Source organism: Streptomyces sp. NBC_00178 (assembly GCF_036206005.1).
In the GTDB taxonomy this organism is placed as follows: Bacteria; Actinomycetota; Actinomycetes; order Streptomycetales; family Streptomycetaceae; genus Streptomyces.
In genome coordinates this window covers 3,662,734-3,682,223 of sequence record NZ_CP108143.1, presented here as the reverse complement: position 1 = coordinate 3,682,223, position 19,490 = coordinate 3,662,734, and the positions used below count along the sequence as shown (strand labels likewise).

General features: G+C 72.1%; 16 protein-coding genes. 6 read left to right on the top strand and 10 right to left on the bottom strand.

All coding sequences use genetic code 11. From position 1 onward, the window contains the following. Positions 1 to 512: 512 nt before the first annotated feature. Positions 513 to 728, bottom strand: a complete 216-nt coding sequence (locus OHT61_RS15910; protein WP_329043457.1) for a hypothetical protein — start codon at positions 726 to 728, stop codon at positions 513 to 515. On the opposite strand from OHT61_RS15910, the gene OHT61_RS15905 reads away from it, so the two are divergent. The 3 genes from OHT61_RS15905 to OHT61_RS15895 all read left to right on the top strand — a co-directional run bounded on the left by OHT61_RS15905 (position 682) and on the right by OHT61_RS15895 (position 4,459). After that, on the top strand, positions 682 to 2,061 hold the full coding sequence (locus OHT61_RS15905; protein ID WP_329039013.1) for a molybdopterin molybdotransferase MoeA: 1,380 nt from the start codon (positions 682 to 684) through the stop codon (positions 2,059 to 2,061). The genes OHT61_RS15910 and OHT61_RS15905 overlap by 47 nt on opposite strands. Then, the gene (locus OHT61_RS15900) at positions 2,019 to 3,161 is read left to right on the top strand and encodes a potassium channel family protein (protein WP_329039011.1); all 1,143 of its coding nucleotides are present in this window, start codon (positions 2,019 to 2,021) and stop codon (positions 3,159 to 3,161) included. The genes OHT61_RS15905 and OHT61_RS15900 overlap by 43 nt, the downstream gene beginning before the upstream one ends. Positions 3,162 to 3,472: 311 nt before the next feature. Then, the gene (locus tag OHT61_RS15895) at positions 3,473 to 4,459 is read left to right on the top strand and encodes an NAD(P)H-quinone oxidoreductase (RefSeq protein ID WP_329039009.1); all 987 of its coding nucleotides are present in this window, start codon (positions 3,473 to 3,475) and stop codon (positions 4,457 to 4,459) included. Positions 4,460 to 4,890: 431 nt separating this feature from the next. Here OHT61_RS15895 and OHT61_RS15890 read toward each other — a convergent pair whose 3' ends face one another. The 6 genes from OHT61_RS15890 to OHT61_RS15865 all read right to left on the bottom strand — a co-directional run bounded on the left by OHT61_RS15890 (position 4,891) and on the right by OHT61_RS15865 (position 12,718). Beyond that, on the bottom strand, positions 4,891 to 5,439 hold the full coding sequence (locus OHT61_RS15890; protein ID WP_443049458.1) for a bacterial proteasome activator family protein: 549 nt from the start codon (positions 5,437 to 5,439) through the stop codon (positions 4,891 to 4,893). A gap of 103 nt (positions 5,440 to 5,542) precedes the next feature. Then, entirely contained in the window at positions 5,543 to 8,401 is a 2,859-nt protein-coding gene (locus OHT61_RS15885) for an FtsX-like permease family protein (RefSeq protein WP_329039008.1), read from the bottom strand. After that, positions 8,398 to 9,162, bottom strand: coding sequence for an ABC transporter ATP-binding protein (locus OHT61_RS15880; RefSeq protein WP_329039006.1), 765 nt, complete (start codon positions 9,160 to 9,162; stop codon positions 8,398 to 8,400). The genes OHT61_RS15885 and OHT61_RS15880 overlap by 4 nt, the downstream gene beginning before the upstream one ends. 189 nt (positions 9,163 to 9,351) lie before the next feature. Next, a complete protein-coding gene (locus OHT61_RS15875) occupies positions 9,352 to 9,963 on the bottom strand; it encodes a PadR family transcriptional regulator (protein WP_329039003.1) in 612 nt (203 codons plus the stop codon). 265 nt (positions 9,964 to 10,228) lie between these two features. After that, entirely contained in the window at positions 10,229 to 10,681 is a 453-nt protein-coding gene (locus OHT61_RS15870) for a hypothetical protein (protein ID WP_329039001.1), read from the bottom strand. 411 nt (positions 10,682 to 11,092) lie between these two features. Then, the gene (locus tag OHT61_RS15865; RefSeq protein ID WP_329038999.1) at positions 11,093 to 12,718 is read right to left on the bottom strand and encodes a protein kinase domain-containing protein; all 1,626 of its coding nucleotides are present in this window, start codon (positions 12,716 to 12,718) and stop codon (positions 11,093 to 11,095) included. A gap of 294 nt (positions 12,719 to 13,012) precedes the next feature. Between OHT61_RS15865 and OHT61_RS15860 the strand changes: the two genes are divergently transcribed. Continuing rightward, positions 13,013 to 14,617: a protein kinase domain-containing protein gene (locus tag OHT61_RS15860; protein WP_329038997.1), complete on the top strand. Its 1,605-nt coding sequence runs from the start codon at positions 13,013 to 13,015 to the stop codon at positions 14,615 to 14,617. A gap of 19 nt (positions 14,618 to 14,636) precedes the next feature. Here OHT61_RS15860 and OHT61_RS15855 read toward each other — a convergent pair whose 3' ends face one another. From OHT61_RS15855 to OHT61_RS15845, 3 genes are all read right to left on the bottom strand, one after another. Next, positions 14,637 to 15,635 (bottom strand): phosphotransferase, encoded by a 999-nt coding sequence (locus OHT61_RS15855; RefSeq protein WP_329043278.1) that lies wholly within the window; start codon positions 15,633 to 15,635, stop codon positions 14,637 to 14,639. Between the two features lie 82 nt (positions 15,636 to 15,717). Continuing rightward, positions 15,718 to 16,257 carry a pyridoxamine 5'-phosphate oxidase family protein gene (locus tag OHT61_RS15850; RefSeq protein ID WP_329038996.1) on the bottom strand — a complete coding sequence of 180 codons (540 nt, stop codon included), beginning with the start codon at positions 16,255 to 16,257 and terminating at the stop codon, positions 15,718 to 15,720. Between the two features lie 87 nt (positions 16,258 to 16,344). After that, positions 16,345 to 17,004: a response regulator transcription factor gene (locus tag OHT61_RS15845; protein ID WP_329038994.1), complete on the bottom strand. Its 660-nt coding sequence runs from the start codon at positions 17,002 to 17,004 to the stop codon at positions 16,345 to 16,347. A 347-nt stretch (positions 17,005 to 17,351) separates the two neighbouring features. Here OHT61_RS15845 and pdhA point away from each other — a divergent pair, with 347 nt between their 5' ends. Continuing rightward, the gene (gene pdhA / locus OHT61_RS15840; protein WP_329038992.1) at positions 17,352 to 18,500 is read left to right on the top strand and encodes a pyruvate dehydrogenase (acetyl-transferring) E1 component subunit alpha; all 1,149 of its coding nucleotides are present in this window, start codon (positions 17,352 to 17,354) and stop codon (positions 18,498 to 18,500) included. Between the two features lie 2 nt (positions 18,501 to 18,502). Further along, positions 18,503 to 19,483 carry an alpha-ketoacid dehydrogenase subunit beta gene (locus OHT61_RS15835; protein WP_329038990.1) on the top strand — a complete coding sequence of 327 codons (981 nt, stop codon included), beginning with the start codon at positions 18,503 to 18,505 and terminating at the stop codon, positions 19,481 to 19,483. Positions 19,484 to 19,490: the final 7 nt, after the last annotated feature.

Below are 19,490 nucleotides of genomic sequence, written 5' to 3'. Positions count from 1 at the left end.
AGCAGCGGCTCCCGCCCGGATCGGGCGGATCGGCCGGAGCGTGAGGCCGGAGGGGACCGTACGGCACCCACCCGGCGGACCGCGGAGGAGGAGCGGGCCTTCCAGGCGGCGCGGGATGCCGAGGAGGAGCGTGCCGTCGCGCAGGCGCTCGCTCTCGTGGCCCGGCATCCGCAGGCGACCCAGCCGGTGTCAGGCTGCTCCGGGGCGACCCACCCGGTGTCGGGCTGCTCGGGCGACGAGGCGCAGCCCGCGGACCGTTCGCGCGACCGGCTATCGGTACCTGCCTCGTCCGGACGAGCCGGGAGCCCCGCCACCCCTCCCCCGGGCGCCGCAATCCCGGGCGCCGAGATCCCGGGCGCCGCAATCCCCGGCGCCGCAATCCCTGGCGCCTCGACTCCCGCCGTTGCCACCCCGGGCGATTCGTCACGGAGCGCCGCTGCGGCTTCCAGGGGAACGGTTCCCGGAGCATCGGCCCCCAGCACGCAGACTCCGCCCCCACCCGTACCCGGCGTTCAGGCGTCGGGCTCGCCGGAGCCGGTCACGTCGAGCGGGCAGGCCAGGCCGAGCACGCAGAGCCGGCACGCCACGTCGCAGACCGCACCGAGCATGCACAGCCGGCACGCCACGTCGCACACCGCACCGCCCGCATCGTCCGCTCCGCCCGCTCCGACCGCACCGCCCGTGCCGAGCGGGCAGGCCAGGCAGGCCAGGCCGGCCGGCCCGGACACGGCGGACCTTCTGGGTCCGGACCCCATCGGCCCGGCCGCCTCCCCGGCCCTCGGCGCCGCGCACCGCCACGTGTCGCCGCCCGCGCGAGGGGCTGCCGCCTCGGCCAGGGCCCACGGGCACCGGGCCACCCCCTGGGCCGAAGCGCGTGCCCTGGCCGAGCGTCTGGGACGGGCCACTCCTCCCGCCGCCCACCGGCTTCCGCTGGACCGTGCCCTCGGGCATGTCCTGGCGGAGCGCGTCGTCGCGCTCACCGACCTGCCGCCGTTCGACACCTCGGCCATGGACGGCTGGGTCGTCGCGGGGCCCGGGCCGTGGGCGGTACAGGAGGGTGAGGGGCTGCTCGCCGGGCGTGGGGCCGTCGGGCGGTTGCCCGACGGTGAGGCGTTCAGGATCGCCACGGGTGCCCGCATCCCCGCCGACGCCACGGCCGTGATCCGCAGTGAGCACGCCCACGCCGACGAGGCCAAGGGGCTGCTGCACGCGACCCGGGATGTCGTACCCGGGCAGGACATCCGGCCCAGGGGCCAGGAGTGCCGTTCCGGTGACGAGCTCCTGCCCGTCGGAACGGTGGTGACCCCGCCTGTGCTCGGACTGGCAGCCGCTGCGGGGTACGACGCCCTCGTCGCCGTACCCAGGCCGCGTGTGGACGTCTTCGTGCTCGGTGACGAACTCCTCACCGCGGGCCTTCCGCGCGAAGGACTCATCCGCGATGCTCTCGGCCCCATGCTCGCTCCCTGGCTTCGCGCCCTGGGAGCAGACGTCGCCGAGCCCTTGAGGCTGGGGGACGACGCGGAGGCACTGCACCGTGCGCTCGCGTCCTCGGACGCCGATCTGATCCTCACCACGGGCGGTACGGCCGCCGGGCCCGTGGATCACGTCCACCCGGTCCTGGCCAGGATGGGGGCCGAACTCCTCGTCGACGGGGTGGCCGTGCGCCCAGGTCACCCCATGCTTCTGGCGCGGCTTCCCGGGCAGGGGCAGTGTCTGGTCGGCCTGCCGGGCAATCCTCTCGCCGCCGTGTCCGGACTGCTCACCCTGGCCGAGCCGCTGCTCCGGGGCATCGCCGGCCGGACCGCCCAGGACCCCTACCGTGCGCCGGTCCATGAAGAGGTTCACGGGCACCCGCACGACACCCGGCTGATCCCCGTGGTCCATCGTGACGACAGTGTTCTGCCCCTGCACTACAACGGCCCGGCCATGCTGCGTGGGATCGCCGCGGCGGACGGGCTGGCCGTGGTGCCGCCCGGCGGGGTACGGTCCGGCACCGAGGTGGAGATCCTCGATCTACCGTGGGCCTCGGCGTCGCCGTGGACGGAAGGGTGTTTCACGTGAAACTTCCCGGCCAGGACGCGATGGCCAGGCGAGCGGACGAGCACGTCGTCCCGACGCGGGTGCTTCTGCCCCGCCAGGTGAACGACAGGCCGTTGCGCCAGGTGGCCAAGCGGCTGGCGATGGCTCTGTCGGTACTGGCTCTGACGGTCTTCATCGTCTGGGCGGATCGCGGCGGCTATCACGACAACGCGGACGGCAAGGTCGACTTCCTCGACGCCGTCTACTACGCGACGGTGACGCTGTCGACGACCGGGTACGGCGACATCGTCCCGTACAGCGATCCGGCGCGGCTGGTCAACGTCATCCTGGTGACACCGCTGCGCGTGCTCTTCCTGATCATCCTGGTCGGCACCACTCTCGAGGTCCTGACGGAGCGGACCCGGGAGGACTTCCGGCTGAAGCGTTGGAGAAGCAACTTGCGTGAACACACCGTCGTCGTCGGCTTCGGCACGAAGGGCCGCTCAGCGATCCAGACGCTGTGCGCCACCGGCCTGAAGAAGGACCAGATCGTCGTCGTCGATCCGGCCGGCAAGGTGATCGAAGCGGCCAACAGCGAAGGTTTCGTCGGAGTGCTGGGCGATGCCACGCGCAGCGATGTGCTCCTGCGGGCCGAGGTCCAGAAGGCCCGGCAGATCATAATCGCCACCCAGCGCGACGACACCGCTGTGCTGGTCGCGCTGACCGCCCGGCAGCTCAATCGCGGAGCGAAGATTGTCGCCGCAGTGCGTGAGGAGGAGAACGCGCCGCTGCTCAAGCAGTCCGGTGCGGACGCCGTGATCACCAGCGCCAGCGCCGCAGGCCGACTGCTCGGCCTGTCCGTGCTGAGCCCGAGCGCCGGCACGGTGATGGAGGACCTCATCCAGCAGGGCAGCGGGCTGGATCTGGTCGAGCGGCCGGTCATAAAGGCCGAGGTGGGGAAGAACGTCCGCGAGACGGAGGACCTGGTGGTCAGCGTCCTGCGGGGACACAGGCTCATTGGGTACGACGATCCGGCAGCCAGCCCGCTTCAGCTGACGGACCGGGTGATCACGATCGTGCGCGCCTCACCGATCCACGTCCAGCAGACGGTTCACCCCCCGCAGTCCGGGTCGCGGCCGTAACGGACCACGCCCGCCGCGCCACCCGAGTGTGGGCGGGGTGGGCGTGACGGTGGATGGCGTCGGCAGGGGAGCCGCGCGGAGGCCGGCCTGTGCCGCCGTACCGCCACGAGCCGTGCGGAGGCCGAGGAAGAACCGGACGGGGCCGGTCTGTGGTCCCCGGACCTCGCGGACCTCGCGGACCTCGCGGACGGCGCGGACCTCGCGGACGGCGCGGACGGCGCGGACGGAGCCGTCTCCGGTCCCTGGACCCCGCGGACGGCGCGGACGGTTCCGCCCTCGCCGGGGCGGCCGCACGGAGTAGCCTCGCCGCCATGTATGCGATCACGATCCCCGAACCAGGCGGTCCCGAAGCGCTCGTATGGGCCGAGGTCCCCGAACCCGTGCCCGGCGATGGTGAAGTCCTCGTCGAGGTCGTGTCCAGCGCGGTCAACCGCGCCGATGTCCTCCAGCGGCAGGGTTTCTACAACCCGCCTCCCGGTGCGTCGCCCTATCCGGGCCTGGAGTGCGCGGGCCGCGTCCTGGCGCTCGGCCCCGGCGTGTCCGGATGGTCCGTGGGCGACGAGGTGTGCGGACTGCTGGCGGGCGGCGGATACGCGGAGAAGGTCGCCGTGCCGGCCGGTCAGCTTCTCCCCGTTCCCGAGGGAGTGGACCTCGTGGAGGCCGCCGCACTTCCCGAGGTGGCCGCGACGGTCTGGTCCAACGTCTTCATGGTGGCGCACCTGCGCCCCGGTGAGACCGTGCTGATCCACGGCGGGTCCAGCGGTATCGGCACCATGGCCATCCAGCTCGCCAAGGCCATCGGCGCCCGGGTCGCGGTCACGGCCGGCGGACCCGAGAAGCTGGCGCGCTGTCAGGAGCTCGGCGCCGACATCCTCATCGACTACCGCGAGCAGGACTTCGTCGACGAACTGCGCAAGGCGACGGACGGTGCGGGGGCCGACGTCATCCTCGACATCGTCGGAGCGAAGTACCTGGACCGCAATGTGCGGGCCCTGGCCGTGAACGGCCGTCTCGCCATCATCGGCCTGCAGGGCGGCGCCAAGGGCGAACTGAACCTGGGCGCCCTGCTGAGCAAGCGGGCCGCCGTCACGGCGACCTCGTTGCGCGCCCGTCCGCTGGCGGAGAAGGCCGCGATCATCGCCGCCGTACGCGAGCACGTGTGGCCGCTGATCGCCGCTGAGGTCGTGCGCCCGGTGGTGGACCGCACGGTGCCGATGGCGGAGGCGGCGGAGGCCCACCGGCTGATGGAGTCCAGCAGCCACATCGGCAAGATTCTCCTGGCCGCCCCGAATGCCTGAGGGCCCCACGACGGAGGCCATCAGCATCTGAGGGCCCCCTGCGTGGAACTCCCCAGCCGGGGCGCCCCCGCCCTTGCGGAGCACGCGGAGCACGCGGAGCCCACGGAGTCTCCGGAGCGCTTGGAGGCTCCGTACTACGAACGCCGGGGCCCGGCACGCATCACGTGTGCCGGGCCCCGGCGCGTACCGCGGGTGACGGTGGACGCGCGCCAGGGCGCAGTCACCCCAGCCCTACGGCACGGTGGTCCGAGCGCCAGGGCGCGGCCGTCCCAGCCCTGTGGCCGGCCGAGGTCGAAGCGGCTGTGGCCCGGCGGTCCGAGCCCCCCGGCACGGAGGTCCTGCCGCTCCGGCGCAGCGGACCCGGTGCTGCGGCGCAGCGGACCTGGTGCTGCGGCGCAGCGGACCCGGTGCTGCGTACGGGGGACCGGGGGTTACAGGTACGGGCCGGAGCGCGCGGGCCCGTGGGGGTCGACGACCGCTTCCTCGTCGTCGCTCCCGACGCCCGGCGGAAGGGCGCGGCGCATCTGCTCCAGCTGCGCGCGGGCCGCCATCTGCTGGGCGAAGAGCGCCGTCTGGATGCCGTGGAAGAGACCCTCCAGCCAGCCGACCAGCTGGGCCTGCGCGATCCGCAGCTCGGCCTCGGAGGGCACGGACTCCTCGGTGAACGGCAGCGAAAGGCGCTCCAGCTCCTCGACGAGTTCCGGAGCCAGGCCGTCCTCCAGTTCCTTGACGGAGCTCGCGTGGATCTCCTTCAGCCGGACCCGGCTCGCCTCGTCGAGAGGAGCCGCCCTGACCTCTTCCAGAAGCTGTTTGATCATGCTGCCGATGCGCATGACCTTGGCGGGCTGCTCGACCATCTCCGTCACCGGGACCTCGCGCGACTCGTCGCCTCCGCCGCCCCCGCCGATGGCCATTCCGTCCTGCCCCACCACGAGGACTTGGGGGTGCTCCTGCGACCGTTCATTCCTCGGCATCTCCATGACGCCATTGTCTCGCACACACGCCTCATCACATGGTGGTGCCCCCGGAAAGGGAAGATCACCCTCTCCGGGGGCACCGGAGGCACCGGTCAGCCGCCTCGGATCATCCCGCGCGACGGGTGGCGGCCGCCCGGGAACCCGCGAAGGCGGCGGCCAGCAGCCCCGCCAGGACCGGCACGACCAGGGCCAGCAGGCCGATGGTCTGCCAGGGCAGCACGATGGGCGTGTACGCGGAATCCATCGGGTTCTTCCGCATCAGCTGCATCGCCTCGCGCAGGTCGACGAGACGCAGCGCCACCGCGGGCACGATCCCCGCCACCGTGCCGAGCAGCACCCCGGTGAGCGCGACCACCAGGCACTGGAAACCGGAGAGGGACCGCCGCACACCAGGAGGTGCGCCCACCGCGCTGAGCGTCGTGAGGTCCGCGTCGGCGTCCGCCTTGGCGAGACCGGTCGTGATCGCGGCCGCGCCCAGGGTGACCACGCCCGCGAAGAGGGCGAGGATCATCAGGGCGACGTCCTCGTCCTGGGAGCTCGGCCCCTGCTCCGTCATGAGGAAAGCGCCGTATCCGATCTGCGAGAACGCCGCCTCGAGGGCCTGATTTTCGGCGGCCGTCGGGGGGCGGTCAACCGTGTAGAAGCTGCCGTGGTCCCGGGTGTGCAGGCCGATCCGCTCCGCGGTCCCCGGGGGCATGATCATGCGGATGCCCGGGGTGGCGGCGTACTTCGCGGGCGCCACGTACACCTTCAGCCGGTTCGTGGTGGTCCTCGCCCCGCCGGGGTGCAGCCTGTGGTTCTCCTTGTCGTGCCTGCTGTAGGTGTGCACGGCCTTGAGGGTGACCCTGCCGTGCTCCGCGTACGCCGGGTTGAGCAGGACGGGTGTGCCGTTCGCCAGCGCCTCGGCCGCCGCGGGGTCGTCGAGCTTCGCGTAGGAGGTCAGCACCGCTGCGCCACCCACGAGGATCCCGGCCTCGTCCGTGTCGAACGAGCCCGCCCCGGGACGGGCGTCGACACAGGCGGGTGTGCTCATCAGCTTCTTGTGCGCGTCTGCGGAGAGCCGCTCGGCGAGCTTCCGGGCTCCCGGACCCTCAAGGGGGCAGTCGTGTCCCTCGCCGGTCGGTTTGACCAACTGGATCGTGCCGCAGTCGTTCTCCTCCAGGTAGTACACGGAGCAGTCGGATCCGGCCCATACGCGTGCGAAGTCGGCACGGCCGGCCCGGACGGCAGCGCTGTGCTCGACGGCGTTCCGGGCGACGGAGAGCCGACCGGGCTCCGGCTCCCCGGATTCCAGGAGCGCGGCCGTGCCGGGCGTGAGCATGGGGACGTGGTCGTAGTCGTGTTCGGCGGTCACCCCGGCCGTATAGGTGGCGATGGCCACGGTGCCGGCGACGGCGGCCATCACGGCGGCGACCGCGGGTGCCGTGCGCCCCCGGTTGCGGGCGGCGTCGCGCAGCGCCATCCGGGGGGCGAGCGGCAACCGGGAGCCGAGCCGGCCCAGGAGCCCGACGATCACCGGGATGCAGGCGAGCATCCCGAGCTCCGCGACGATCGAGCCGCCTGCGACCAGTTTCGCGTCGCCCGTGGTGCCCCCGGCGACGGCGATCGTCGCACCTCCCGCCAGCGCCACACACCCGAGTACGGGCAGGACACGGGAACTCCGGCGCGCACCACGGCGCCCGGTGAGCGATTCCAGCACGGACTGGCGTCCGGCCACGATCGCCGGGGCCAGCGCCGCAAGAACCCCGGTGACGAGTCCGAGCAGGGCGATCGCGAGCAGCTCCCACGGACGGATGTCGAGCGAGCCGAAGCGCATCCCGGCCCAGTCCTCGATCCACGGGCGGAGCAGGACGGTCAGCCCGAGCCCGGCGGCCACTCCGACGACGGCGCCGGACCCGCCGAGCACCACGCCTCCGCCCAGCACCACCGCCCGCACGTGCTGCCTGTCGCCTCCGCAGGCACCGACCAGCCCGAGCTGCCTGCGGGAGCGGCGCGCGCCGACCGCGAAGGCGGGGCCCGCCAGCAGCACGATCTCCAGCATCGCCATGGCGATGACCGTCACGGCCTCCGCGCGCAGCTCCGTCGAGTTCTGGGGGATGCCGCCGCCCGCGCGGGATGCCAAGGGCACCTCGGTGTCGGGCGGCGGGTCGAGGGCGACCTGCCGGGACAACGCCAGGACCCCCTTCTTGTTGGCCGCGAGCACGTCGGGCCAGGTGATGCCGACGCCGGCCGGTCCCTGGACCAGCCACTTCTTCCCTCCGAGGCTGGGCGGGACGATCTTCTTGTCGCGGGCGGCCGCCTCGGTCCACGGCGCGATGACCGCGCCGGGATCGGCGTACAGCCTGTCGGCCCCCAGCACGCTGTGCAGTTCGACGGTGCCCGTGATCGTGTACGTCTGCTCGGGGCCGCGCAGTGTGGTGCGGGATCCGATGCGCAGGCCCGTCGATTCGAGGAAGTGCTCGGTCGCGACGACCTCGCCCTTGCCCTTGGGATAGTCCCCGTCGACCAGGTCGAGCATGCCGCGGACCATCGGGTCGGAGGTGCGCAACTCGGTGGTCTCGACTGCGATGAGGCCGTGCCGCGTGGTGAACGTGGCGGGGACGAACTGCTCCGTGATGTACCGGGAGCCGTCCGGCAGGGCACCTGGTACGTCGACCGGCTCCGCCGCGCCCCCGGGCGTCTTCGGCGAGCCGGGCGGGATGTCGTAGGTCCGGGGATCGGGCAGCTGCTCGACGGGTACGGGGCCGACGTCCGCCGAACTGAACACGGCGTCCGCCGAACCCATGTCGGCCGTCAGCTTCTCGGCGGTCGTGGGCGTGGAGCTGCGGTGGGTGACGTCGAGAGCGGTCACACCGAGTACGGGGAGGGCGATCATCGCGACGACGAGCGCGCTGCGTCCCTTGGCGCGCAGGGCGTCACGGCGCGCGATCCGCAGGGCGGCACGCCACCCGCTCAGGAAGCTCACGCGGCGCCCTCTCCGGCCAGCAGCGACTCGGCGCCGGAGGAGAGGGTCTGGTCCACGACCGACCCGTCACGGAGGAAGACGACGCGGTCCGCCCAGGCCGCGTAGCGGGGCTCGTGGGTCACCATGATGCCCGCCGCTCCCTGGTCGCATCGCCTGCGCAGCAGGGCGAGGACGGCTTCGCCGGTCTCGGAGTCGAGCGCACCGGTCGGCTCGTCCGCGAGGACCAGACGACGGTCGCCCACCAGGGCCCGGGCTATGGCGACACGCTGCTGCTGGCCGCCGGACATCTCGTCCGGGAAACGGTCCGCGATCCCGGAGAGCCGCATCTCCTCCAGCGCGGCGAGGGCTTCCTTGCGGGCCTTGCGCACGGAGACTCCGTCCAGCTCGCGTGGCAGGGCGATGTTCTCCGCGGCGGTGAGGGCCGGGATCAGGTTGTAGTCCTGGAACACGTAGCCGACGCTGCGACGGCGCAGCGCCGCGAGGCCTTTGCGGCCGAGCGCGGAGATGTCCTGGCCCTCGATCACGACCTGGCCGCCGGTCGCGGTGTCGAGACCGCCGGCCAGGGTCAGGAGCGTGGACTTTCCGGAGCCGGAGGGCCCCATCACGGCGACGAGCTCGCCGGCTCGCACGGAGAGGCTGACCCCGCGCAGTGCGTGGACCTCGGCGACGCCGGAGCCGTGGGTGCGGGTGAGCGACCGCAGTTCGAGTACGGGCGCGTCCGCCGGCGGAGCGGCGTACGGCGAGGTGACGGACGAGGGCATGGTGAGGTGTTCCCCCCTAGGAACGGCGAGGCCAGGAACGACGGGGCGCGCGACGGCGCGCCGCCTGTGTCGGGCGAGGTGCTCGGTGCGAGGTGCGCCCGGTGGGTCGGGCTGTGTGTCTGGTGGAGGGGCGGGCCGGTGGCGTGGCCGGGCCCGGGAGTCCGCCGTTACGGGACTCCCGTTCGGCGCTCAGCGCCGGACGGGGCGCCGGGGTCCGGCGGTGCGGGCGGAGCCCCGGCCGCCGGCCGGGGCGGGTTCGGTGGCCGCGGCCGCCGCCAGCCGGACGAGACGGGACTCGCAGTGGTCCAGCCAGCGCGCTTCCGCCTCGGCCTGGAAGATCAGCTGCTCGACGACGAGCAGCCAGGCCACTCCGTCGCGGTCGGCCGGATCCTCGGCGAGTGCCTGTGCCTTGAGCCGCGTGTAGTCCTGCATGGCCTTCAGCGTGTGGCTGCGCTGCGACTGGATGATCGCCGTGATGTCGACGCCCGGAGCGCCGACCGCCATCGCGAGTTTGATGGCCAGTTCGTCGCGGGGCGGGCTGCTGCGGTCCACGGGCGTCTCGAACCAGCTGCGCAGCTCGGTCCGGCCGGCGTCCGTGATCGCGTGAAGGGCGTGGCCCGCGTCGTCCTTGCCGTCCTGGGTGACCATGCCGTCCCGTTCCAGGCGGCTGAGGGTCGTGTAGACCTGGCCGACGTTCAGCGGCCAGGTGGCGCCGGTGCGCGACTCGAACTCGGTGCGGAGCTGGGAGCCGTACCGCGGCCCCTGCTCAAGGAGGGCCAGCAGCCCGTGGCGGATCGACATACTGAGTATGTATACCCAGTATGTTGATCAGCGCAAGATCTTGGGGGAGGGTTCGAGCCGGGGCTTCGCCCGCACCTCCGGCCTCTCCGACCTGCCGGGAAGGCCGGAGGTCCGGCCATGGGGTGCGTGTGGCTGCCGGTGCGGTCGGCCGCTCCGGGACCGCTGTGAGGCCCGGACCCCGGTCAGGCCGGGACCCCGTCAGGCCGGGACCGCTGTCTGGCCGGGGCCCCGGTCAGGCCGGGACCCCGTCAGGCCGGGACCGCTGTCAGGCCGTCCGGCGGATGCGGAGCGCCAGGAAGGCCAGGCCCAGCCCGACCAGTGCGATCCCGCTGCCCAGCGACACGTCCCGGACCTGCCGCACGGCGGCCACGTCCAGCGCCCGCTTCTGCCTCGCCGTCTCGCCGGGCTCGGGGAACGCGTCCGGCGGCGGCGTGAACTCGGGGACCCCGGCCGGGTCCGAGTCCGGCGGCATCTCGTCCGCCGCCGCCTCGGAGTCCGCGATCTCGACGGGTGACAGCGACCGGCCCGGCCGCGCCCTGCCCTCCCCGGCCTGCCGCCCCGCGAGTGGTGATTCCTCGGCGGAGGCGCTCCCGCCCGGAGACGCCGAAGGGCGCCCGAACATCACGGACACCGTGCCTGCTCCGGAAGGTCCGGGTGCTCGGGAGGCGTCCACCGCCGTGCCGGGTCCGACGAACGCCGCCTGCGTTTCGACTGCCACGTGCGCCCCGACTGCCACGTGCGCCCCGGCTGCCGCGCGCGCCGTGACGGCCGCAGGTGCTGTGATCGCCGCGGATCCCGGACGGATCCGCTGGGACGAGGAGGCGCCGTCGTATGCGTGGGCCCAGGTGGGTGGCCCGAGCGCCGCCCCGGCCGCCAACACCAGACAGGCCGCATAGCGTGACGGCCGCGAGACCAGGAGTCCTGGAGGCATGAGATCAGCGTCACATGGGCTGATGTGTCCGGCACTCGGAGCGCGGCCGATGGCCGCACGCCGACCGGCCCCACGCTTGCTGAGCTGCATGAACGGCCCGGCTCCGCCGAAGCGCGGCGCGCGCTCAGCGGGAACCCCCGTGAGCCCGGCACCCCGCAGGCCGGACCGGACCGCCCCCGACCCCCGGCTACCGGCGGATCAGGCCGGGTCGCCCGTCGCGATACGGAGCTCGAAGTGGGCGCCACGCTCCGCCACCGCGGCCCCCGGGGTCGGGAACTGGTCGACGACCTGGTCCTCGGCGTAGGTGTTGCCCTCCACCTCGATGACCTTGACCGTCCAACCGGCCGCCGCGGCACAGGACTTCGCGGAGATGATGTCCTTGTAGACGAAGTTCGGGGCCTGGACCTTGGCCGGGTCGTCGGTGTCCTCCGAGGCGTCGGTGCAGTCCTCGGTGTCCATCGTCCGGTTGCGCTCCGGCGGCTTGTGCTCGCCGGCCGCCGCGGACTCGCTGGAGCCCGGGTCTCCGCCCTTGCCGTTGTCCGCGTCGCCGTCCATGGTGAGGAACGCGATCAGCCCGCCGACCGCGACGAGGGCGACCACGATCGCGCCGGCGACGACCGGCATGTTCCGGCCGGACCCGCCGCTGCGGCCCGCCGCGGTCTGCGGCGACATGCTGTACGGAGGCGGCGTCCCCTGCCCGAGATGCGCGGGCGCCCCGTACTGCTGGGGTGCCTGCGGGTAGCCGTATCCCTGCGTGGGGGCGGGGGCCGGCGGGCCGTACGGGCCGGGCTGGTGCTGCTGGTGGGGCTGCGGCTGGTAGGGCGTCTGCACGCTGTGCTGCGGCGGCGTGGTCTGGCCGACGGGCGGGAAGACCGCCGAACCCACCCCCGAGCCGCTGTTCGCCGGGCCGCTGCCGCCGACGATCGCCGGAGCACCGGCGGGACCGCTCGCGCTGAGCACGCGGGCGATCTCGTCCTGCATGGCCGCGGCACTGGGGAAGCGCTCGTTCGGGTTCTTTTTCAGCGCACGGGCGACCAGGGCGTCCATCGCGGGCGTGACCGACCGGTTGATGCTCGACGGTGCGACCGGCTCCTCCTGCACATGCGCGTACGCGATGGCGAGCGGGGAGTCCGCGTCGAAGGGGAGGCGCCCCGTCAGCAGCTGGAAGAGCATGATGCCGACCGAGTACAGGTCGGAGCGCGCGTCGACGCCGCGGCCGAGCGCCTGCTCGGGGGAGAGGTACTGGGGGGTGCCGACGACCATGCCGGTCTGGGTCATCGAGGTGACGCCGGACTGCATGGCCCGGGCGATGCCGAAGTCCATGACCTTGACCACGCCGCGCCTGGTCATCATCACGTTGCCGGGCTTGATGTCGCGGTGGACCAGGCCCATCTCGTGGCTGGTCTCCAGGGCGGCCAGCACGTCGGCCGTCACCTTGAGCGCCTTGTCGGCCGGCATCGCGCCGAACTGCCGTATGTCCGACTGGAGTACGGAGCCGAGCGGCTGCCCCTCGACGTACTCCATCACGATGTACGGCATGAGGGCGCCGCCGAGTTCGTCCTCGCCCGTGTCGAACACCGAGACGATGTTGGTGTGCTGGAGCTTGGCGACCGCCTGGGCCTCGCGCCGGAAACGCTCGCGGAAGGACTGCTCACGCCCCAGCTCGGTGTGGAGCGTCTTGATGGCGACCTGGCGGTCGAGGGCGGAGTCGTACGCGAGGTAGACGGACGCCATCCCGCCTTCGCCGAGCAGGTCGCGGAGCTGGTAGCGGCCGCCGGCCACGGAACCGCCCGCGTACCGCCCCTGTGCGCCGTCGTGGCTCATGACTTGCATCCCCCTCGGCGCCCGGCGGACGCGTGATCCCTCGTACGCGCCAAGTCTGCCCGAGGGGTACGACACGTCAAGCCGGGTGCCCGTTCCGTGACCCTACGCACAAGAAGCGTCTCGGAAGCGTTACACGATGAACATGGAATTTGCGCAGGCGGCGCGCCAGCCGATTGGATGGCCCGTCACTCTCGAGACGAGCCGGGCCCCACGGAGGCTGTAGCGTGACGTGGCAATGCAGCAAGGCACCGTGAGAACCCGCGGACGCGCGGACAGATACGACGGCGAGGACTGATGGCACCCGGATCCGAAGCAAACGGCGGCGGAGTTTCGGATGGCACCGACTCCTGGGGTGTCGGCGGTGTGGTCGGAGACGGCCGCTACCGCATGACGCACCGGCTCGGCCGCGGCGGCATGGCCGAGGTCTACGCCGCGGAGGACGTCCGTCTGGGGAGGACGGTCGCGGTGAAACTGCTGCGCTCCGATCTCGCCGAGGACCCCGTCTCGAAGGCGCGTTTCACGCGCGAGGCACAGTCGGTCGCGGGGCTGAACCACCACGCGATCGTGGCGGTGTACGACTCCGGCGAGGACGTCGTGGGGGGCTCGACCGTGCCCTACATCGTGATGGAGCTGGTCGAGGGCAACACCATCCGCGACCTGCTGCTGGAGGCCGAGGCGCCGCCGCCCGAGCAGGCGCTGATCATCGTCTCCGGTGTGCTGGAGGCCCTGGCGTACTCGCACCAGCACGGCATCGTGCACCGTGACATCAAGCCGGCGAACGTGATCATCACGCACTCCGGCGCGGTCAAGGTGATGGACTTCGGCATCGCCCGCGCGCTGCACGGAGCGCAGTCGACGATGACGCAGACCGGCATGGTCATGGGCACCCCGCAGTACCTCTCCCCCGAGCAGGCGCTCGGCAAGGCGGTCGACCACCGCTCCGACCTGTACGCGACCGGCTGCCTGCTCTACGAACTCCTGGCCCTGCGGCCCCCGTTCACCGGTGAGACGCCGCTCTCCGTCGTGTACCAGCACGTGCAGGACATGCCGCTCCCGCCCTCCGAGGCAGCCGGAGCCGTCCCGCCGGAGCTGGACGGCCTCGTCATGCGCTCCCTGGCCAAGGACCCGGACGACCGGTTCCAGAGCGCCGAGGAGATGCGCGGCCTCGTCCAGTACAGCCTGCAGATGCTGCAGGTGCAGGGCGGGCACACCGGCACGTGGAACACGGGTCCGGTCACCGTGCACGAAGGCGGCCGTACGACGGCGATGAACATCGGCGGCGGCACCGCCGCGATGGGTCACCCGATGCACGGGGAGACCTCGCAGGGCCCGATCCTGCCGCCCATGAACCCGGACGACGGGGCGTACGCCGGCGGGCACCACAACGGCGGCGGCCGCAACAAGATGTGGCTCTTCGTCCTGCTCGCGCTCATCGCGATCGGTGCGGGCGTCGCCTTCGCCGTCAACGCGGCGAACGACAACGACAAGAACAAGAAGACCCCGTCCAGCCCCTCCACCTCGGTCTCCCCGACCGAGTCGCCGGAGTCGCCCGATCCCACGGACGAGGAGACGGAGGAGTCCGAGGAGCCCCAGGACTCCACGAGCGGTCAGACGTGGCCCACCAGGGAGCCGACGTACAAGCCGTCGGACGATCCGACCGAGCCGACCCGGAAGCCGACCGAGACGCCCTCGTCGTCCGCCCCGGGCACGACCGACGGTGGCGCCACGACGGACGGCGGCACCAGTGACGACGGCGGCACCACCGAGGGCGGCACCGACGAGGGCAGCGCCGGAGAGCCCGACGGCGGGACCACGGACGGCGCCACGGCCGGGACCCCCGCGGGGACCTCGGCGGGCGCCGCGGCGGGCACGACGACGGGCACCACCGCCGGCACCTGACGGCCGCGGGGGCGGGGCCTCACCCGGTGAAGGCCTCGCCGACCGCCTCGTACTCGCGCGTCCACCACACCGCCAGGGCCGACACCGCAGGGAACTGCGGGTCGGCCCTGCGGTCGTGCAGGCTGTAGCGCCAGCGCAGTATCCAGAAGTCGTTGAGCCGTTCCCACCAGACCCTGTGCACCGCGGCCGTCATCTCGGCGGCTCCGGCACCGGCCGCCCGCCGGTAGGCGCGCGCGTACGCCCGCACCTTCTCCAGCTCGAGCTCCCCGTCGGGCCGTACGAAGAAGATGGCGGCCGCCCGCACCGCCTCCTCCGCACGCGGCTGCACGCCGAGCCGGTCCCAGTCCACGATCGCGACGGGGTCGGCGCCCCGGTAGAGCAGGTTCAGCGGGTGGAAGTCACCGTGCACCCAGCCCCGCGCGGAACCCCCGGGCGTGGGCGGCCTGCGGTGCGCGTGCTGTTCCAGCAGGGCACGGCGTTCGACGAGCCGGTGCACGGCGAGTTCGTCGAAGGCGTCCCGGGGGCCGAGGCCCCCGGCGGCCGTCAGCAGCTCGTCGATCAGCGCGAACGTGTCGGCGGGATGGGGGCTCTGTCCCCGCACGGAAGGCGGCCGGTCGTCGCCCATGACCTGTTCGAGGCCGTTGTGCACGGCGCCGAGCAGTGCTCCGAGCCGCCGCGACTGGGCGGTCGTCAACTGGGCGCCGTCCCGGTGGAGGCCGTCCACCCAGTGGTGCAGGGCGTACCGCTGCCCGTCGATGACGGTCACGGTGTCACCGTGCGTGTCCGCCAGGGGCGGCGCGACGGGCACACCGAGCGAGTGCAACTGCTGTGTCGCCCGGTGCTGTCTCACGATCGTGTCGTGGTCACCGCTGGCGTCGTCGAGGTGGTGCTTGTCCAGGTGGTGCTTGAGGAAGTACGAACCCCGGGTGGTGGACACGCGGTAACCGTGGTTGAGCAGGCCCTTGGTCAGGGGTTCGCAGGCGAGGGGCTCACCGGCGGCGGGGTAGCGGCGCAGCACCTCGCCGACCGGAGGAACAGGTGGAAGGGTCACAGATGAGCGCAGCACTCGCCACATGTTAGGTGACGCTGCGTGGCTGGATTTACGGACTTGCGCTGTAGCTCAGAGTGTGCATCCGTGCGAGCTGCGGATCGATACGGAGGTACACCGGATCGAAGCGCTCGCCGTTGACCTCCGACGGGCCGGAACCGAAGAGTTCACGCTGGTCGAAGGCGGGGTGGACGATCTCCGCGGGCCCGGTGAACTGCACCGACCACCGGCCGTCCGCACCGGACGCCGAGGCGTCGAGGTTGTCCGCCCCGTAGGCCACGACGCTGCCGTCGCACGACTCGTGGAAGCCGAGCCCCCTGTGCATCCGCAGGACGACGCGTCCTTCGACCACCAGGTGCCGGGCCACGGCCAGGAACGGCAGGGCGCGCATGCTCATGGCGATGCGGCCGTGGCACACACTGGCCAGCAGCTCGATGGCACGGGACCTGCCGTGCGTGAAGCCGGACACGGGGGCGGGGCCGCGCTCGCGGCCGGGCGGACCGGAGGGGCCGCGGACCGGACCGGAAGCGGAACCGGTGGCGGAGGCCGGCCGGGCGACGGGCCCGGCGGCACGGGGGCTGGAGAAGAGCATGCGCTCCACTCTCCGCCACGCCGCCGCCGCGGGGTAAGGGTCCGGGGCCCCCGCGGCAGGGGACGAAGGTCCCGGTCGCGCCGGCGCTCAGCGCCTCTCGGCCTGGAGCCTCGCCACGTAGGCCGCCGCCTGCGACCGCCGCTCCATCCCCAGTTTGGCGAGCAGGCTGGAGACGTAGTTCTTGATGGTCTTCTCGGCGAGGTGCAGCCGCTCGCCGATCACGCGGTTCGTCAGGCCCTCGCCGATCAGGTCGAGGATCTTGCGCTCCTGCTCGGTCAGACCGGCGAGCCGGTCGTCCCCCTTGCCGTTCTTCCCCTCGCGCAGCCGCTCCAGCACGCGGGCGGTGGCGACGGGGTCGAGCAGGGATTTCCCCGCGGCCACGTCCCGGACGGCGCTGAGCAGCTCGTTGCCGCGGATCGCCTTCAGGACGTACCCCGAGGCCCCCGCCATGATCGCGTCGAAGAGCGCCTCGTCGTCGGCGTACGAGGTGAGCATGAGGCACTTGATGCGGTCGTCCGCCGAGCGGACCTCGCGGCAGACCTCCACACCGCTGCCGTCGGGCAGCCGTACGTCGAGGACCGCCACGTCGGGGCGGGTCGCCGGGATCCGGGCGAGTGCGTCCGCCGCCGTGCCGGCCTCGCCGACGACTTCGATGTCCCCCTCGGCGGAAAGCAGCTCGTGGACGCCGCGCCTCACCACTTCGTGATCATCGAGCAGGAATACCGTGATTTTTCCTTCTTCGCGCACATTCGAAGTCTCACACACTCCTTTCTCGTCCGCCCTTCCCTGGCACTAGCGGCGCGGGATAACGTGCCGTTGTTCCGGCCGCCTGCCAGGCTGTTTCCAGTGCTGTGACCAGCAAGACTTCGCGGTTTTTGCGATTTACTTGGAAATCCAAGCAAAATCGCAGGTCACAAGGTGTTTCGCAGTTGTGCGGTGCACTGGGTAACGTGCTTATGACAGGACGCTCGCCGGGGCACCTGTCACGCCTGTTCCCGGCCAGCGGCACCCACCCCGTGCACGGGTCCGGACACAGGCGAGCCGCACTGGTTCCCCGGCCATCCCGGGGGCCGGACCGACGGAGGAGCACGCACGTGACCGTGGAGAGCACTGCCGCGCGCAAACCGCGACGCAGCAGCAAGCGGACCAGCGCCGCGAAGACGCCACAGACTTCCGAGCCCCAGCTGGTTCAGCTGCTGACGCCGGAGGGTGAGCGCGTCGAGCACCCGGACTTCGAGATCGACCTGAGCCCGGACGAGCTCCGCGGCCTGTACCGGGACATGGTCCTGACCCGGCGCTTCGACGCCGAGGCCACCGCGCTGCAGCGTCAGGGCGAGCTGGGCCTGTGGGCCTCGCTGCTCGGCCAGGAAGCCGCACAGATCGGCTCGGGCCGCGCCCTGCGCGACGACGACTACGTCTTCCCGACCTACCGGGAACACGGTGTCGCGTGGTGCCGGGGTGTCGACCCGACGAACCTGCTCGGGATGTTCCGCGGGGTGAACCACGGCGGCTGGGACCCGACCACCAACAACTTCCACCTGTACACGATCGTCATCGGCTCGCAGACGCTGCACGCCACCGGCTACGCCATGGGCGTCGCCAAGGACGGTGCGGACTCGGCCGTGGTCGCGTACTTCGGTGACGGTGCCTCCAGCCAGGGCGACGTCGCGGAGGCCTTCACCTTCTCCGCCGTCTACAACGCCCCCGTCGTGTTCTTCTGCCAGAACAACCAGTGGGCGATCTCCGAGCCGACCGAGAAGCAGATGCGCGTGCCGCTGTACCAGCGCGCACAGGGCTTCGGCTTCCCCGGTGTCCGGGTCGACGGCAACGACGTACTGGCGTGCCTGGCCGTCACCAGGTCGGCCCTGGAGCGCGCCCGCCGGGGCGAGGGGCCCACCCTCGTCGAGGCGTTCACCTACCGCATGGGCGCCCACACCACCTCCGACGACCCGACCAAGTACCGGGCGGACGAGGAGCGGGCCGCGTGGGAGGCCAAGGACCCGATCCTGCGGCTGCGTACGTACCTGGAGAAGCAGGACCTCGCCGACGCGGCGTTCTTCGCCGCGCTGGAGGAGGAGAGCGAGACCCTCGGCAAGCGGGTGCGTGAGGCGGTGCGGGCCATGCCCGACCCCGACCGGATGGCGATCTTCGACCACACCTACGCCGACGGCAACCCGCTCGTCGACGAGGAGCGCGCCCAGTTCGCCGCCTACCAGGCATCGTTCGCCGAGGAGGGCAACTAGTCATGGCAGCCCAGAAGTTGTCCATCGCGAAGGCGCTCAACGAGTCGCTCCGCAAGGCTCTCGAGACCGACCCCAAGGTCCTCATCATGGGTGAGGACGTCGGCAAGCTCGGCGGGGTCTTCCGCATCACGGACGGGCTCCAGAAGGACTTCGGCGAGGACCGTGTCATCGACACCCCGCTCGCCGAGTCCGGCATCGTGGGCACGGCGATCGGCCTGGCCCTGCGCGGCTACCGGCCGATCGTGGAGATCCAGTTCGACGGCTTCGTCTTCCCCGCGTACGACCAGATCGTCACGCAGCTCGCCAAGATGCACGCCCGCGCGCTCGGCAAGATCAAGATGCCGGTCGTCATCCGCATCCCGTACGGCGGGGGCATCGGTGCCGTCGAGCACCACAGCGAGTCCCCCGAGGCGTTGTTCGCACACGTGGCGGGCCTGAAGGTCGTCTCGCCGTCCAACGCGAGCGACGCCTACTGGATGATGCAGCAGGCCGTCCAGAGCGACGACCCGATCATCTTCTTCGAGCCCAAGCGGCGGTACTGGGACAAGGGCGACCTCGACACCGAGTCCATCCCCCTCCCTCTGCACAAGGCCGTCGTGGCACGTGCGGGCTCCGACCTCACGCTCGCCGCGTACGGCCCGATGGTGAAGGTCTGCCTGGAGGCCGCCGCCGCGGCGCAGGAGGAGGGCAAGTCCGTCGAGGTGCTCGACCTGCGGTCGATGTCCCCGATCGACTTCGACGCCGTGCAGACGTCGGTCGAGAAGACGGGCCGCCTGGTCGTGGTCCACGAGGCGCCGGTGTTCTACGGATCGGGCGCCGAGATCGCCGCCCGGATCACGGAGCGCTGCTTCTACCACCTCGAGGCACCGGTGCTGAGGGTCGGCGGCTACCACGCCCCCTACCCGCCGGCCAGGCTCGAGGACGAGTACCTGCCGGGTCTCGACCGGGTGCTCGACGCCGTCGACCGCTCGCTGGCGTACTGAGGAGAGG

What these genes read in the sequence shown, in the direction of transcription:
- OHT61_RS15860 (WP_329038997.1), top strand. Translation starts at nt 13,013, where the DNA reads ATGGCACCCGGATCCGAAGCAAACGGCGGCGGAGTTTCGGATGGCACC.
- OHT61_RS15850 (WP_329038996.1), bottom strand. Translation starts at nt 16,257, where the DNA reads ATGCTCTTCTCCAGCCCCCGTGCCGCCGGGCCCGTCGCCCGGCCGGCC.
- OHT61_RS15835 (WP_329038990.1), top strand. Translation starts at nt 18,503, where the DNA reads ATGGCAGCCCAGAAGTTGTCCATCGCGAAGGCGCTCAACGAGTCGCTC.
- OHT61_RS15890 (WP_443049458.1), bottom strand. Translation starts at nt 5,439, where the DNA reads ATGGAGATGCCGAGGAATGAACGGTCGCAGGAGCACCCCCAAGTCCTC.
- OHT61_RS15880 (WP_329039006.1), bottom strand. Translation starts at nt 9,162, where the DNA reads ATGCCCTCGTCCGTCACCTCGCCGTACGCCGCTCCGCCGGCGGACGCG.
- OHT61_RS15865 (WP_329038999.1), bottom strand. Translation starts at nt 12,718, where the DNA reads ATGAGCCACGACGGCGCACAGGGGCGGTACGCGGGCGGTTCCGTGGCC.
- OHT61_RS15875 (WP_329039003.1), bottom strand. Translation starts at nt 9,963, where the DNA reads ATGTCGATCCGCCACGGGCTGCTGGCCCTCCTTGAGCAGGGGCCGCGG.
- OHT61_RS15895 (WP_329039009.1), top strand. Translation starts at nt 3,473, where the DNA reads ATGTATGCGATCACGATCCCCGAACCAGGCGGTCCCGAAGCGCTCGTA.